15 protein-coding genes are annotated in these 14646 nt (G+C 59.6%); 10 read left to right on the top strand and 5 right to left on the bottom strand.

The genetic code is table 11. The features are described from left to right. Nucleotides 1–84 precede the first annotated feature (84 nt). A complete protein-coding gene (gene gmd / locus ACR9ZQ_RS33440) occupies nt 85–1188 on the top strand; it encodes a GDP-mannose 4,6-dehydratase (protein ID WP_310382150.1) in 1104 nt (367 codons plus the stop codon). Continuing rightward, nucleotides 1181–2152 (top strand): GDP-L-fucose synthase, encoded by a 972-nt coding sequence (fcl, locus tag ACR9ZQ_RS33435; protein WP_481429843.1) that lies wholly within the window; start codon nt 1181–1183, stop codon nt 2150–2152. The genes gmd and fcl overlap by 8 nt, the downstream gene beginning before the upstream one ends. 48 nt (nt 2153–2200) lie before the next feature. Here the strand turns inward: fcl and ACR9ZQ_RS33430 are convergent, their stop codons facing one another. Together ACR9ZQ_RS33430 and ACR9ZQ_RS33425 are read right to left on the bottom strand one after the other, a co-directional pair. Beyond that, a complete protein-coding gene (locus ACR9ZQ_RS33430) occupies nt 2201–4057 on the bottom strand; it encodes a bifunctional diguanylate cyclase/phosphodiesterase (protein ID WP_481429842.1) in 1857 nt (618 codons plus the stop codon). 213 nt (nt 4058–4270) lie between these two features. Further along, a complete protein-coding gene (locus tag ACR9ZQ_RS33425) occupies nt 4271–4906 on the bottom strand; it encodes a GntR family transcriptional regulator (protein ID WP_481429841.1) in 636 nt (211 codons plus the stop codon). A gap of 176 nt (nt 4907–5082) precedes the next feature. Between ACR9ZQ_RS33425 and ACR9ZQ_RS33420 the strand changes: the two genes are divergently transcribed. The 6 genes from ACR9ZQ_RS33420 (at nt 5083) to ACR9ZQ_RS33395 (ending at nt 10282) form a co-directional block, all read left to right on the top strand. Further along, complete coding sequence (locus ACR9ZQ_RS33420; protein ID WP_481429840.1) at nt 5083–6507, top strand: M20 family metallopeptidase; 1425 nt, start codon at nt 5083–5085, stop codon at nt 6505–6507. Next, nucleotides 6504–7223, top strand: a complete 720-nt coding sequence (locus ACR9ZQ_RS33415; RefSeq protein WP_481429839.1) for an ABC transporter permease — start codon at nt 6504–6506, stop codon at nt 7221–7223. Before ACR9ZQ_RS33420 ends, ACR9ZQ_RS33415 begins: the two co-directional genes overlap by 4 nt. Beyond that, nucleotides 7223–7963 (top strand): ABC transporter permease, encoded by a 741-nt coding sequence (locus ACR9ZQ_RS33410; protein ID WP_481429838.1) that lies wholly within the window; start codon nt 7223–7225, stop codon nt 7961–7963. Before ACR9ZQ_RS33415 ends, ACR9ZQ_RS33410 begins: the two co-directional genes overlap by 1 nt. Next, nucleotides 7960–8742: an ABC transporter ATP-binding protein gene (locus ACR9ZQ_RS33405; protein WP_481429837.1), complete on the top strand. Its 783-nt coding sequence runs from the start codon at nt 7960–7962 to the stop codon at nt 8740–8742. Before ACR9ZQ_RS33410 ends, ACR9ZQ_RS33405 begins: the two co-directional genes overlap by 4 nt. Nucleotides 8743–8779: 37 nt before the next feature. Then, nucleotides 8780–9637: a transporter substrate-binding domain-containing protein gene (locus ACR9ZQ_RS33400; RefSeq protein ID WP_481429836.1), complete on the top strand. Its 858-nt coding sequence runs from the start codon at nt 8780–8782 to the stop codon at nt 9635–9637. Nucleotides 9638–9904: 267 nt separating this feature from the next. Further along, a complete protein-coding gene (locus ACR9ZQ_RS33395; protein ID WP_481429835.1) occupies nt 9905–10282 on the top strand; it encodes a hypothetical protein in 378 nt (125 codons plus the stop codon). A 114-nt stretch (nt 10283–10396) separates the two neighbouring features. Here ACR9ZQ_RS33395 and ACR9ZQ_RS33390 read toward each other — a convergent pair whose 3' ends face one another. Both ACR9ZQ_RS33390 and ACR9ZQ_RS33385 read right to left on the bottom strand, forming a co-directional pair. Further along, complete coding sequence (locus ACR9ZQ_RS33390) at nt 10397–10963, bottom strand: DUF309 domain-containing protein (RefSeq protein WP_481429834.1); 567 nt, start codon at nt 10961–10963, stop codon at nt 10397–10399. A 111-nt stretch (nt 10964–11074) separates the two neighbouring features. Continuing rightward, complete coding sequence (locus ACR9ZQ_RS33385) at nt 11075–11995, bottom strand: MYG1 family protein (RefSeq protein ID WP_481429833.1); 921 nt, start codon at nt 11993–11995, stop codon at nt 11075–11077. A 478-nt stretch (nt 11996–12473) separates the two neighbouring features. On the opposite strand from ACR9ZQ_RS33385, the gene ACR9ZQ_RS33380 reads away from it, so the two are divergent. Then, nucleotides 12474–12674 (top strand): DUF4167 domain-containing protein, encoded by a 201-nt coding sequence (locus tag ACR9ZQ_RS33380; RefSeq protein WP_113320331.1) that lies wholly within the window; start codon nt 12474–12476, stop codon nt 12672–12674. Beyond that, on the top strand, nt 12671–13696 hold the full coding sequence (locus ACR9ZQ_RS33375) for a fatty acid desaturase (protein ID WP_481429832.1): 1026 nt from the start codon (nt 12671–12673) through the stop codon (nt 13694–13696). Before ACR9ZQ_RS33380 ends, ACR9ZQ_RS33375 begins: the two co-directional genes overlap by 4 nt. A 28-nt stretch (nt 13697–13724) precedes the next feature. Here the strand turns inward: ACR9ZQ_RS33375 and ACR9ZQ_RS33370 are convergent, their stop codons facing one another. After that, the gene (locus tag ACR9ZQ_RS33370) at nt 13725–14528 is read right to left on the bottom strand and encodes a helix-turn-helix transcriptional regulator (protein WP_310382137.1); all 804 of its coding nucleotides are present in this window, start codon (nt 14526–14528) and stop codon (nt 13725–13727) included. Between the last annotated feature and the right edge of the window lie 118 nt (nt 14529–14646).

Here is a 14646-nt window from a genome sequence, read left to right as displayed (position 1 = left end):
CACCTGCATGGGGCGGCATGACGCCCGTCTCCTGCGGCATCGACTTCCCAGAAACAGCGCTAGTATTCGAGTTGGAGAGCGATCATGGATACCGGAATGAGACATGACAGGAAAGTTGCACTGATTACGGGCGTAACAGGTCAGGACGGTGCGTATCTGGCCGAATTGCTCCTGGACAAGGGCTATATTGTTCACGGCATCAAGCGGCGTTCGTCGTCCTTCAACACCAATCGCATCGAGCATCTCTACGAAGATCCTCATGTCGAGAATCCGCGCTTCATCCTGCACTACGGAGATATGACCGACGCAACAAACCTCATCCGGATCGTCCAGGAAACGCAGCCCGACGAGATCTACAATCTTGCCGCACAAAGCCACGTCCAGGTGTCTTTCGAGACGCCGGAATACACCGCCAACGCGGATGGGACGGGCACTCTGCGGCTGCTTGAAGCCATTCGCCTTCTGGGCTTGACCAAGAAGACCCGTTTCTATCAGGCATCCACCTCCGAACTCTACGGCAAAGTTCAGGCGGTCCCGCAGAACGAAACGACGCCTTTTTACCCCCGATCCCCTTACGCGGCTGCCAAGCTCTATGCCTATTGGATCGTCGTGAATTATCGCGAGGCCTATGGCATGCATGCCTCGAACGGCATCCTGTTCAACCATGAAAGCCCGATCCGCGGCGAAACCTTCGTGACCCGCAAGATCACCCGGGCGGCGGCTGCCATCCATCTCGGCCTGCAGGACCGGCTCTATCTCGGCAATCTGGATGCCAAGCGCGACTGGGGACATGCACGAGAATATGTCCGCGGCATGTGGCTGATGCTGCAGCAGGACGAACCGGAGGATTATGTTCTTGCGACCGGCGAAACACATTCGGTTCGCTCTTTTGTCGAGAAGGCCTTTGCCAGGGTAGGCATGCCGATTGGTTGGCGTGGGGAGGGTGCCGAGGAAAAGGGGTACGACAAGATATCCGGCCGCTGCGTGGTGGAGGTCGATCCTGCCTATTTTCGACCCACTGAAGTCGACCTTCTGCTCGGAGATCCGACAAAGGCGCATACAAAGCTCGGCTGGAAAAACGAGATCAGTCTTGACCAGCTGGTTGCGGAGATGGTTCGCGAGGACCTGAAAGTCATGGCCCGCAATGTTCCCTTGGTCGGTGCGAACAAGGGCCTGGTCCATGCCTGAGGTCATCTACAGCCTTGCGGGCAAAAAAGTCTATGTCGCGGGGCACCGCGGCATGGTGGGCTCAGCGATTGTACGGCGTCTCGCGTCCGAGGGCTGCGAGATCTTGACGGCCCTGCACGCCGAGGTCGATCTGAGACGGCAGGATCAGGTGGAGGCATGGATGGGGAAAAACCGTCCCGATGCCGTCTTCCTGGCGGCTGCGAAGGTCGGCGGTATTCTCGCCAATGATACTTATCCGGCCGACTTCCTCTACGACAACCTGATCCTCGAGGCGAACGTCATCCACGCCGCTTATAAAGTTCGCGTCGAAAAGCTGATGTTTCTGGGTTCGTCCTGCATCTACCCGAAGTTCGCCGATCAGCCGATCGTCGAAGACGCGCTTCTCACCGGATCGCTGGAACCCACGAATGAATGGTATGCGATCGCCAAAATTGCCGGACTGAAGCTTTGCGCTGCTTACCGAAAACAGCATGGCAAGGATTTTATCTCGGCCATGCCCACTAATCTCTATGGGCCAGGCGACAATTTCGACCTCGATTCAAGCCATGTCATGCCGGCGCTGATACGCAAAGCGCATGAGGCCAAGCTCAACGGAGAGAAGGAAATACGCATCTGGGGCACCGGAACGCCGCTGCGCGAGTTCCTGCATGTCGATGATTGCGCCGACGCCTGCGTCCATCTCATGAAGACCTATTCCGCCGAAAGTCACGTGAATGTCGGCTCAGGCGAAGACATTAGTATCCTCGAATTGGCAGGGCTTGTCGCAGGGGCCGTCGGATTCGAAGGCGAGATCACGCGGGACCTCACCAAACCGGACGGCACGCCACGCAAGCTTATGAGCTCCGACAAGCTCCGCGCGCTCGGCTGGTCACCGAAGATAGGCATGAAGGAAGGCATTGCAGACGCCTACCAGTCCTTCCTGAAGGGGAACTATCTCGAACGCCACAACGAGGCTGCAGAGTGAGCGGCAATCTGGCCATTGTCGCGGCAATCGGGCTGACGCACCTGATCGTCAGCGCATCAAGGTCACGGGCCGCTTGAGTTTGCGCTTCGCCTTGCTTGCCGAAGGGGAAGTCTTGGGCCGCAGCGCTTCTGTTGCCCTGTCGCGGTCAACCGGACGGCCGAACAGATATCCCTGCACATAGGGGCATCCGAGGCGCCGCAGACGTTCTGCCTGATCTTCCGTTTCTACACCTTCGGCCACGATGCTGGTACCGAGACCGATCGACATGTCGAGAAGGGCTTTGACGATGACGGCGCCGGGTCCGTCGGACATCCGGTCAACGAAGGTCTTGTCAATCTTGATGATATCGACGGGGAAATTCAGCAGATGCGTGAGCGAGGCATACCCCGTGCCGAAATCATCGAGCGCCACAAGCAGCCCTTCCCGTCGAAGCTCCTCGATCGCTTTTGCGACCTTCCCGTCTTTTTCGTCCATATAGACCGTTTCGGTGACCTCGAGCACGACATGCTTGAGAGGCGTGCGGTGGCGTGCAAAAACGCTTTTGATACGCTCGCAGAGATTTCCCTGATTGAAATCCGCCATCGATACGTTGACGCTGACATATTGAAACGAGAGCCCGAGATCGAGCCAGTATCGGATGTCGCGGGCGACCTGCTCCAGCATCCGGTCTGTCAGGAGATAGCCCACCGACGGATCCTGGAGCGCCTCGGCAAACGCGCCGGGTGAAAGGATCTGGCCACCGTCCGTACGAATGCGGCACAAAGCCTCAAGGCCAACGATTTCCTGCGTTGGAAGGCTGACAATCGGTTGGTAATGCGCCTCTATCCGATCTTCGGCCAAGGCGCTCGTCACCGTCTGCAGCGCACGAAACCGGTTTGCGATCGCCCCGGCAAGATCGTCGCTGTAAAGCACAAAACCGCCTCTGGCTGTCTGCTTGGCATGGTGGAGTGCGAGATTTGCATGTTGCAGAAAGGTCGGAACGTCGGGTGGCCCGGACGGTTCGAAGGTCGCACCTCCGCAGGTGACCGAGACCGGCAGGAGATGTTCGTCGCGCTGCGGCGTCCGGTTCTCCATAGCACGTAGAATTTCTGCCGAAACCGCTGATAGGTCCGTTGCGGAACGATTTTCGATCAATACTGCAAACTCATCGGCGTCCACCCTGAAGATAGCCGCCGGCGCCGCGATCCGTGCAACCGTTTGACCGACCTCCAGAATCAATCTGTCGCCGGTCGCATGCCCGAATGCGTCGTTGACCCGGCCGAGATGATCGATATCGACGAGCAGAACCGAAAGAGGGGCAGAAGCACCGTCGACGGCCGCCTCTAGCGTTTTCAAAAAGTTGGCGCGGTTGCCGAAGCCGGTGAGATTGTCGAAAAAGGCGAGCCTTTGATTATCGGCTTTCACCTCCTCGCGCTCGAGCACCAGCGAGCAAAGGTCGAGACACCCGGCGACGATCATGCGTTCTTCGGGCGTGGGGCCGCGATTGTCCTTGTAGTAAAATCCGAACGCGCCGAGCACGCGTCCGTCGCTGCGCAGGATGGGGCTCGACCAACACGCCTTGACGCCATGCTCTTTCGCAAGGATGTCGGCAAGCGGCCGATAGGGGATCCAGAGCGGGTCTGCAAAGATATCGGTGACGGCGATCGGCCTGCGGAAGTGGGCAGCCGTGCCGCACGAGCCAACATCAGGCCCGATCGGTATTCCGTCGAGCGCATCCGAATAGGTTTTGGCGATCGTCGGCCCCGCCAGGGGATGCAGGAGCCCTTCGCGGTCAACGGTCACGATTGAGCAAATGACGCCGGCTGCGAGCCGTTCAGCATGCTCGCAAATACGATCGCAGGCGTCTTCGAGGGAAGACCCCCGAGCCAGCATATCCAAGATTTCCTGCTGAAGCTGTCCACGCATGCCCGGCCTCGTCATGTTGCCTTTCGCTCGAATGGCCTCGAAACCCGTTCGTCCGGTTACGATCGAAAACTAGCAGGTACTATGTTACGGGTTCGGAAATTTATCGACTACAATTCGAAGCCCGAGACATATGGTACGTTCTCGCCTTTAGGGCAGTCGCGGTCGCAAGTTACAACGACGGCGGAGTGACAGACCAGGATAGGTTAGGCACGTTTAGCCCTGAAGAATATGTTGCCGCACCAGTTCCTTCAGACGCTCCGTATCGGCAGCTTCGATTGCATCGACCATCAGGTGGTGCTCCCGGCCCGACTGTTCCACACGGGCGCGCGTGCGCCACTGCGAAACCGGCGCCGATGAGGTCCGCTGGCGAATTTCCGTGATGAGGTCGACCAATTCCTGATTGCCGCCGAGGATCAGCAATTGGCGATGAAAGGCGAGATTTGCTTCGTAGAGTTCCAGCATCGTGCCATTCAGCACCATGAAGTCGAACTGCTCTGCCAGTCCGCGCAGATTGGTGATGTCCGCCGGCGAGGCGTTCTGAATGATCGTTCCGACGATGGCCGTTTCCAGGATGATGCGGATCTCGCTGACTTCCCGCGCGCGCCGACCGTCCGGCTCGTAGACATGGTAGCCGCGGTTCGGCACATGTTCGACAAGCCTCTTCTGGGCGAGGCGATCGAGAGCCCGGCGCACTTCAGGCCGCGTGCAATTATAACGTCGCTCGAGATCGATCTGCTTCAGCCATGTTCCAGGCAAGAGGACACCGGCCAGAATATCCTGAAGCACGAGATCCGTCACGTCGCGCCCATTGGACACTCCCTGCCCCGAATTCATCATGACATCCGCCATTCGAACTTCTCCTGACTTTCTGCATCGATACCACGGGCTGACGCATGTCCGTAAGGCAGTCGAACAGTCTGCCGTGATGAAAATTTATTCGTGCACACGGATTGCGCATAAATTTTTTGTATCCTAAATTGGTACCAATTTTGGATACTATGCAAAATGAAGCTGTTTTGGAAGTCATGAAAAACTCGGACGCCGTGTGGGACATCGTCGAAGCCAAGCGCGAAGCCTTCTTTGCGCTCAGCGACCGGATCTGGGATATGCCGGAGACGAATTACGAGGAGTATCGCTCCGCTGAGGAGCACGCGCGCCAGCTGGAAGCGGAAGGATTTCGTGTCGAGCGAGGCGTTGCAGGACTGCCGACGGCTGTCATGGGCGAAGCCGGCGAAGGTGGCCCTATTATCGCGATCCTCGGAGAATTCGATGCGCTGCCGGGGCTTAGCCAGGAGGCCGGTCTCGCTGAAAAGCGTGAGGTGACGGCAAATGGCAATGGCCATGGATGCGGCCACAACATGCTCGGCGCCGGTTCGATGCTGGCGGCAGCAGCGGTGAAGGATTTCCTCGCTGCAAACGGCCTCAAGGGTCGCGTGCGCTATTACGGCTGCCCGGCAGAAGAAGGCGGGTCCTCGAAGGGCTTCATGGTTCGTGCGGGTGTCTTCGATGACGTCGACATTGCCATTTGCTGGCATCCGGCTGCCTTTGCCGGCGTCAATAACCCGGTCTCGCTTGCCTGCAACGAACTCAACTTCCACTTCACCGGCCGCTCCTCGCATGCCTCGGCAACGCCGCATCTCGGCCGCAGCGCACTCGATGCCGTTGAGCTGATGAATGTCGGCGTCAACTATATGCGCGAACATATGCCCTCGACAGCGCGTATCCATTATGCCGTGACCGATACCGGCGGGTCGGCGCCGAATGTGGTGCAGGCCCGTGCGACGGTGCGCTATCTCATCCGCGCCCGGAACCTGCCCGAACTCCTGTCGCTTGTCGCCCGCGTCAAGAAGGTGGCGGAGGGCGCAGCCCTCATGACCGAGACGTCGGTGCGCAGCGAAGTGATCAGCGGTGACGCCAATCTCGTCGGCAATGTGCCGCTCGAAGAACTGATGTTTGCCAACCTCGAACGCCTCGGCCCGCCCGTCTTCGATGACAACGACCGCGCCACTGCCCGGACATTCCAGGCGACCATGAGCGCCGAGGACATCGCCTCTTCCTACGCACGCTTCGGCCTTAAGCCGAAGAGGGACCAGCCGCTTTGCGAGGAAATCTTCCCGCTTTATGCCGGTGACAGCACGATTGTCGGTTCAACCGATGTCGGCAGCGTCAGCTGGGTCGTGCCGACGGTGCAGATGCGCGGCGCGACCTATGCGATCGGCACGCCCGGTCATTCCTGGCAGCTGGTCGCTCAGGGCAAGCTTCCGGCAGCCCACAAAGGCACGGAACACGCGGCAAAGGTCATGGCCATCACCGCCATCGACCTGATCCGCAATCCGGCTCTCATCGAAGCGGCCAAGGCGGACCTGAAGGGCCGCCTCGACGGGACGCCATTCGTCAATCCGATTCCGGATGATGTTCAGCCACCGCTGCCGGAGAAGCAGACACCATGAACCAGCCCGGGATCCTCGAGCTCATAAGCTTCGGCCCCGATGGATGGGGCAAGGCGCTTATGGCCGGCGCGTGGATGACGATTCTTGTTGCGCTTTCCGGCTATGCCATCGGCGCGGTGATCGGCACGTTCGGTGCCTGGGCGAAGATATCGGGCGGGCGCGGCCTCCGGATCGCCGCCGACACCTATACGACGGTCCTTCGCGGCATACCGGATCTCTTGGTCATCTACCTCTTCTATTTTGGAGGCAGCGCCGCCGTCACCGCTCTCGGCCGGCTTTTCGGCGCGGAAGGCTTCCTCGGTTTTCCGGGCTTCCTCGCCGGATCGCTCGCCGTCGGCGTCACCTCAGGTGCGCAGTTTACCGAAGTCTTCCGCGGGGCGTTCAAGGTCGTCCATCCTGGTGAGATCGAAGCTGCAATTGCCTGCGGCATGGGCCGTATATTGCGGTTCCGCCGTATCGTCGCGCCGCTGACGCTTCGCCACGCGCTGCCGGGCCTTGGCAACGTCTGGCAGGTCGTTCTGAAAGAGTCCGCGCTCGTCTCCATCACCGGCGTCGCCGAACTGCTTCGCCAGACACAGGTGGCGGCAGGTTCGACCGGTCTCCCCTTCGATTTCTATGTCGTCGCGGGAGCGATCTATCTAATTATTTCAACCTGTTCCAGCCTTTTCCTGAGACGCGCTGAGAAGCACTTCTCTCGCGGCGTGAGGAGAGGCTGATGGATTGGCAATTTCCCGGCGAAACCTTCGTCAGTCTCGTTTCCGCAATCCCGCTGACGCTTCAACTTGCCGCGACCTCGATCGCGCTCGGCGCCATCCTGGCGCTCGCGATCGCACTGTGCCGGCTCTCCGGCATGATGGTGCTCGAATGGTTTGCGCGCGCCTATGTCTTCGTCTTCCGCGGAACGCCGCTGCTCGTGCAGATCTTCCTGATCTATTACGGGCTCGGCCAGTTTCCCGAGGTCAGGCACAGCATCTTCTGGCCGTTTCTGCGTGAACCCTATTGGTGCGCCGTGCTTGCGCTGACAATGAATACGGCCGCTTACGCCAGCGAGATCATTCGCGGCGGACTTCAGTCTGTGCCTTTCGGCCAGATCGAGGCGGCGCGCGCCTGCGGCATGCCCCGGCTTATGCAGTTCCGCCGCATCGTTCTGCCGCTTGCAATCCGGCAGGCGCTACCGGCTTACAGTAACGAGATGATCGCCATGGTGAAGGCAACGTCGCTCGCCTCGATCATCACCCTGATGGAGGTGACAGGCGTCGCCGCCAGGATCATTTCCGAGACTTACCGGGCAATCGAAGTCTTCATCGTTGCAGGCGCCATCTACCTGGCGATTAACTTCCTGCTGACGCGTCTCGTAAGCCTTGTCGAATATTGGTTGAGCCCGCATTTGCGCCAGCCTGTTCCCCACCATCCGGCGGCCGCCCCCGCATCCGCACTCGAAGGAGACGCCCGATGACAGCGGCGAATGCCCCTCTTTCTCCGATCGCGCTCAGCGTGAAGGATCTGCACAAGAGCTTCGGGCCTATGGAGGTCCTGAAAGGCATCTCGCTTGATGCGCATGAAGGCGATGTCGTCTCGATCCTTGGCTCCTCGGGTTCGGGAAAGTCCACCTTTCTGCGCTGCATCAACCTTCTGGAGATGCCGAATTCCGGCGAGGTGACCGTCGCAGGCGAGACGATCCGCATGGTGGCCGACCACAAAGGCGGCAGTCGGCCGGCGGAACGCGGGCAGGTCGACCGTATCCGCTCGCAGCTCGGCATGGTCTTCCAGAGCTTCAATCTCTGGTCTCACAAGACGGTGCTCGAAAACGTCATCGAGGCGCCGGTGCATGTCCTCGGTCGCTCGAAGGCGGAATGCATCGAGGAAGCCGAGGCCTTGCTCGCCAAAGTCGGCATTGCCGAGAAGCGCAATTTCTACCCCTCGCATCTTTCCGGTGGTCAGCAGCAGCGCGCGGCGATTGCACGCGCGCTTGCCATGCGGCCGAAGGTGATGCTGTTCGACGAGCCGACCTCGGCGCTCGATCCGGAGCTCGTCGGCGAAGTACTACGCGTCATGCGCGCGCTCGCCGAGGAAGGCCGCACCATGCTGGTCGTCACCCACGAGATGGGCTTTGCCCGCGATGTCTCTAGCCGGGTCGTCTTCCTGCATCAGGGCGTCGTCGAAGAGGACGGCAAGCCGCAGGAGGTCTTCGCCAATTCCCGGTCGGACCGTTTCCGCCAGTTCATCAGCAAATAGTTTTCTCAGCCCAAACAAAGAAAAGGGGAGCAAAAACATGACGTTCTTTTCAAGGGTTCTGTTGGCGACATCAGCCGTAGCCATCATCGCAACGGCCGGCATCGCGCATGCCGAAGACAAGAAGTGGACGACGGTGACGATCGCCACCGAAGGCGCCTTCAAGCCCTATAACTTCACCAAGCCGGATGGTTCGCTCGATGGTTACGAGATCGAGCTGACCAAATATCTCTGCGACCACATGAAAGTCGAGTGCAAGATCGTCGTCCAGAATTTCGATGGCATGATCCCGGCGCTGAACGCCGGCAAGTTCGACGCCATCATCTCCGGCATGTCGGCGACGGCCAAGCGCGAAGAGGTTATCGCCTTCAGCGATTCCTACGGCTCCACCGGCCAGGCCTTCGCAACCTCGAAGGCGGGCGATCTCGCAAACCTGCCTGAAAAGGGCCAGGTCTTCTCGCTCGCCAGCGATGAAGCGGGCGCTGCTGCCGAGATCGAAAAGATCAAGCCGGCGCTGCAGGGCAAGACGATCGGCGTGCAGACGGCCTCAACCGCAGCGACCTTCGTCGACAAATATCTGAAGGGTGTCGTCGATGTGAGAGAATACAAGACGACGGAAGAGCATGATCTCGATCTCAAGGCCGGTCGTGTCGATATCGTCATGGCGTCCATGGCCTATCTGAGCACGGCTTCCGAGAAGCCAGGCAACGAGGACATGACGACCACCGGCCCGCGCTTCCAGGGCGGCTTCCTCGGTCGCGGCAGCTCCGTTGGCCTGCGCAAGAGCGACACCGAGTTGAAGGCCATGTTCAACGACGCAATTGCCGCCGCAAAGGCGGACGGCACGATCAAAACGCTGTCGGAGAAGTGGTTCGGCTTCGACGTCACGCCGAAGTGAATAAATTTACGATTGATACCCGGCGAGTGAAATTCGCCGGGTATCGCCATTCAGCCTGGCATCGGGCCTGCGCGTAGCGTTCCACCGATCTCCTTGATGGCAAAGACGTCGGACCAGCCGTAGTGCTCAACGTTCCGTCGCGGAATATTCATGGATAGAGCCTTGCAGCGCTCGTAAAGCGGCGCCTTTACCGCTATTCGTGTGGCTGCGAATATTGCGATCGACAAGCCCGATATTGGGACCGAACCCATTGCGAAGGAGTCAGCTATGGCCAATCTTCCCGATATGACGAAACACCGCGGCTTTCCATCGGGCATGCCGGGGAGCGGCATTCAGTTCACCATCCGCCGTGCCAATCCCAGGGGCGTGACGCCGATCAAGGCCCTGCCACGCCGCGCCCGACCCGGCACGGCAGAGCACCGGGTCGATGCAGCCTTCCTGCATGCGCTCTGGCATCACTTCGGGGCAGTGCCCTTCGAGCGTGGCAATCTGGACGCGGCTCGGCTCAACCTGCTCTTTGGACGAGAAGTGGTGGCTGTGGACAAGGATTTCGATCCGATGTCCTATGAGGCGATGCTCGTCATCGACGAAAAGGTAGCACGTCAGAATTTCCCGGAATTGTTTGAAGATGTCATGGAAATTTGATGAGAGCGCTGGCGATGGGCACTGAGCGTTGGGTTCACGGCCATCATCATCGGAAAGCCGAGCACGTAGCGATTGCCCATGTTGTTGTCTCAATCAGAGCTGCCAATAGATCCCTTATGGCGCGAAGCTTCGTGGGTTTCCTAGAATGAAATCGTAAACCGGTTCGGGCTGTCCCAGCCCGGTCGTCCGCAAAACCGGCGGAATGCTTGCCGATGCTTCTGCCCTGTCAGCAAGGATCGCTGGCGACATTCCAAGTGCCTGCGAAAAGGCCCCATGCGGGACTTTCGATAGTTGACGAAACAGCCCGGCGGCGCGGCCTGCATGACGCATGGCCGGTGTGCGCTTGCCTTCGCGGATCTTCACGCCGGCAGCAGAGAGCAGGATCAAGCCCTTAAGCAGGGTGCGCAGCGCACTGCCTCTCGCCGCGACCTGCCAGATCCCTTCCCAGGCCTCATGGGCTTCCCAGTAATAGCCATGGTTGAAAAGGTCAGAGCCCCACGCGAATTCATCGGAATCGAGTGTCGGAAGAACCGGCGCAGGCTCGACCCGGTAACTGTGCCCTGTCGGATCCCTGACGGGATGGGGCATTCGGCCGGGCAAATAGGCGTAGCGCGGAAAGCTTCTCTGCGGCAGTAGACGAGGACGTTGCATAACCTCAACAATCATCATGCCGGTGACCATGATCGCAAGCGAAGCTGCGCGCAAGCCGGCCGACAAATCGCTTCGTCGCCCGCCATTGGACCGGCTTTCCTTATAAGCGCGGAACGACGTCGCCGACGCACGCCGATCGTCCTACGAAAGGGCCTCGTCTACGGCGATTTGTGCCATCGCAAGTGCTGCTTCGCGGGTTGTCGCCGCCGCGACGAAGAGGCCTTTGTGGCAAAAGGTTGCTCCTGCGACGCCGCAGACGCGCTCGAGTTCCTGGCCGGTCAATCCCGCCCAGGATGCAGGCAAATCGGCGCGCAGCTCGAAGCCCTCGTCTGCGCGGCGGATACCGGTCAGGCACCAGTCGTTTCCCCGGGGGTGAACAACGAAAAGCAGATGATCGGCCTTCGCCCTGACGATCGCCGCACGAAAAGGCATGCCCATCGGCAGTTCGAGGACGCGCCCCTCGCCTGGTTCGTTGATCGCCCTGAGAACGAGAGCTTCGGCGCGCAGCTTGGCATCCTGCGTCGCAATACCGGCCTCGACGAAGCTTCGCGCGATCGAAAGAGCGGCATGGAACGCCCTGTCATCGGCCTCGGGATCCTTGGCATCGAAAACCGGCTTCAGGGTTTCCAGCAAGGCCGGCAGCGTAAGGCCGGCCAGCTCGCCTGCGATGGAAGGATCAAGTGCACCATTGTCGGTCAGATCGACAGGCAAGACGAACTTGGCGTCGAACGAAGCATGCACCGATGAAACATGCGCTTCGGGCACTCCCAGCGCTGCAAGATAATCCGCTCCATAGTGTTTCCAGACCAGGCCGAAGGAACTGTAGGGCCGTCCGTCCCCACGTACGGGCGCGCCACGTTGATGGTGGTCGAAAATACCTGCGGCGGGATCATACTGCCCGCCGACATCGTAGATGATGCGATCGGTGGCCGGTGTGGTCCATCCGACATTTCGGCTGCGAATGATCCTGGCCTCCGGGAACAGCCGGGTCAGGATGACGCTCGAAAGCAACTCATCGGCGTGGAAGCCGCCGGAATGCGTAACCAGGTATGAAGGGGTCATTGTCAGATGCGTCTCTCGGAACCGGGACTTTGTTGCCCGTCGTGATAGCCTGCGTCGGTCGCGAGCTCAACAGCGGGTGCGGGAAGCGACAGAATTCTTTAGATCCGGATAGCTCGCAGGCATGCTGGACGTGATGCAGCCACAATGCTGCAGTAATATCGTAGACATCCGAGGATATTGTATCCTCGATGATGCAGGCTCCGTTGCCCGATTGCCGACGCGCGCTTGCCACCTTCCCATCAGCGATTTGTAGCAGCCGCAGTGGAGTATTGCTTCTGCGCGTGGATCTCATAGAGACCAGATCAGAACGACCCCATCTGCTGGCGGAAACGCCGCCTCGCCGATCGCTGACGCACCTTGCCGCAGTCTCCTAAGACAAGGCATCAGTTGCAAGCTGCGACGGCGGATCATCGCCGCAGCGCGCTCAAGCAATCATTTTCAGACAATCAGGAGCGAACCCGCGCGGTTCGGATCTATCATGAATAATCACCATTTCGCCCACCCCAATAGAAGTGCTACACCATCGAGGCAGCGCCTGCTGGATCGACACAAGCAGTACCTTCAGTTTGCCGAGCTGAAATCTTTGGCCGGCGACCGGATCGGCGCAGAAAATGACTACCAGCATGCCGAACACTTCTTCCGCAGCGCTGCCCAACAGAAAGACGCCGACCGACTATGAACGCAACGATGACGGCCGGCCAAGACGCCGGTACCGAAAAAGCCTGGCTCAAGATTTTCTCGAATTACCGAAAACCCAATACAGGCCGAAGCCTGTACGAACTGGCCGTGACGCTGATCCCATTTATCTTTCTTTGGGCAGCAGCGTGGGTTGCGATCCACTTCGGCTATTGGCTCGGCTTAATCCTCGTCATCCCTGCCGCCGGATTCCTGCTGCGGCTCTTCATGCTGCAACATGATTGCGGGCACGGCTCGTTCTTCGGACGGCGTCAGTGGGATGACTGGACAGGGCGCGCGATCGGCGTTCTCACGCTCACACCCTACGACTATTGGCGACGCGCGCACGCGGAACACCATGCCTCAGCCGGCAATCTGGACGAGAGGGGGGTCGGCGATATCACCACGCTGACGGTCGAGGAATATCGCGCCCTGACGAGGCGAGGAAAACTCACCTATCGCCTATATCGGCATCCCCTGGTCATGTTCGGCATTGGCCCTGCCTATCTTTTTCTCTTCAAGCAAAGACTGCCGTTCGGCATGATGCGCTCCGGGGTGTTGCCCTGGCTTTCGACGATGGCGACCAACGCAGGCATCGCTGCGCTGGCCGTTCTCCTCATTTGGGCCGTCGGCATCGTTCCCTTTCTGCTGATCCATCTGCCAATCGTTCTGCTTGCCGGATCGGCTGGTGTCTGGTTGTTCTATGTTCAGCACCAATTCGAAGATACCCACTGGTCCAAGCCTCCGGAATGGACGTTCCCCTATTCCGCCATGCATGGCGCCTCGCATTATGATCTGCCGCGCCCGCTGCGATGGATCACCGCCAATATCGGCATGCACCATGTCCACCATCTATCGAGCCGAGTGCCGTTTTACCGGTTGCCGGAAGTGCTGCGTGACTATCCGGAGCTGGCGAAGCTTGGGCGCATCAACATTCGTGACAGCCTCAGCTGCGTGAAACTCATCCTCTGGGACGAGACCGCACGACGGCTGATTTCGCTGCGCGAGGCAGAGGCGCGCGCCTAACTGCAGCCCCGGCGCGCGCAGCAATCGGTCAGCTCAGATTTTTCAGATAAAGCGAGAGCAGCTGCGTCTGTGAGGAGATTCCGAGCTTGCGGTAGACGTTGCGGCGGTGAACCTTCACCGTTCCCGTCGAAATGTTGAGCTTCAGGCCGATCGATTCCGACGAATGGCCCTGCAGCACCAGTTCGACGATTGCCGTTTCGCGGCCCGTGAGGTTGAGGTCGTGCCAGACGGTATCGGCGCGCGGGATGCCCTCGCTTTTGCGGCGACTCCTGCCTCTTGCGGCAAGCTGCGTGTCGAATCGCGGCGCGAGCCCAGCCCAATACTGTTTCACCATGCTGGCCACGAGCGGCTCGACCTTTTTCAGCGTGGCGAATTCGGCGGGTGGGAAAACGCCGGTCTTTTCGCGCCGCATCAGCGACAACACGACCGTGATATCGCCATCGACAGGTACGAAGAAGCCGATTTCCTCGGCAAGTCCGGTCTGGACGTAATAGGTGCGATAATATTCGCTGGAAAAGAACCGGTCCGGCGCCAGCTCGCGCATCCTGAAGACGCCTTCACGCCTCTCCCGAGCGGTATGATAGAAGGGATCGAGCAGGTAAGGACCGGCCTGATAGAGCGTCACGAAAACGACGTGCTCTTCGCGATCGAAGGTGCTGTAGAGATCGATGGGCCGCTCTTTTCCGCGATAGGCGAAGACGACGACATAGTCGAAGCGCACGAGTGCGGCCATCATCTGGCGGAACGTATCGCCGAAGCCCGCATCCGTCATGGCTGACTTGCCGACCGTAGCATTGAAAGCGGCAAACAGCGTCTCCAGGTCGATACTCACTAGCCCTTCCCCTTCGCCGTACCGCACAATTTCACACAGCCCGGATATACACCTTCCACGAAACGTTGTGCGCCTAAATACCTCTCTCGGGGTATATACCGCGCAGGAAGCTCAGGCT

This window comes from Rhizobium sp. KNZ14-9A, assembly GCF_056755015.1.
This window is presented reverse-complemented; position numbering and strand designations above follow the sequence as displayed.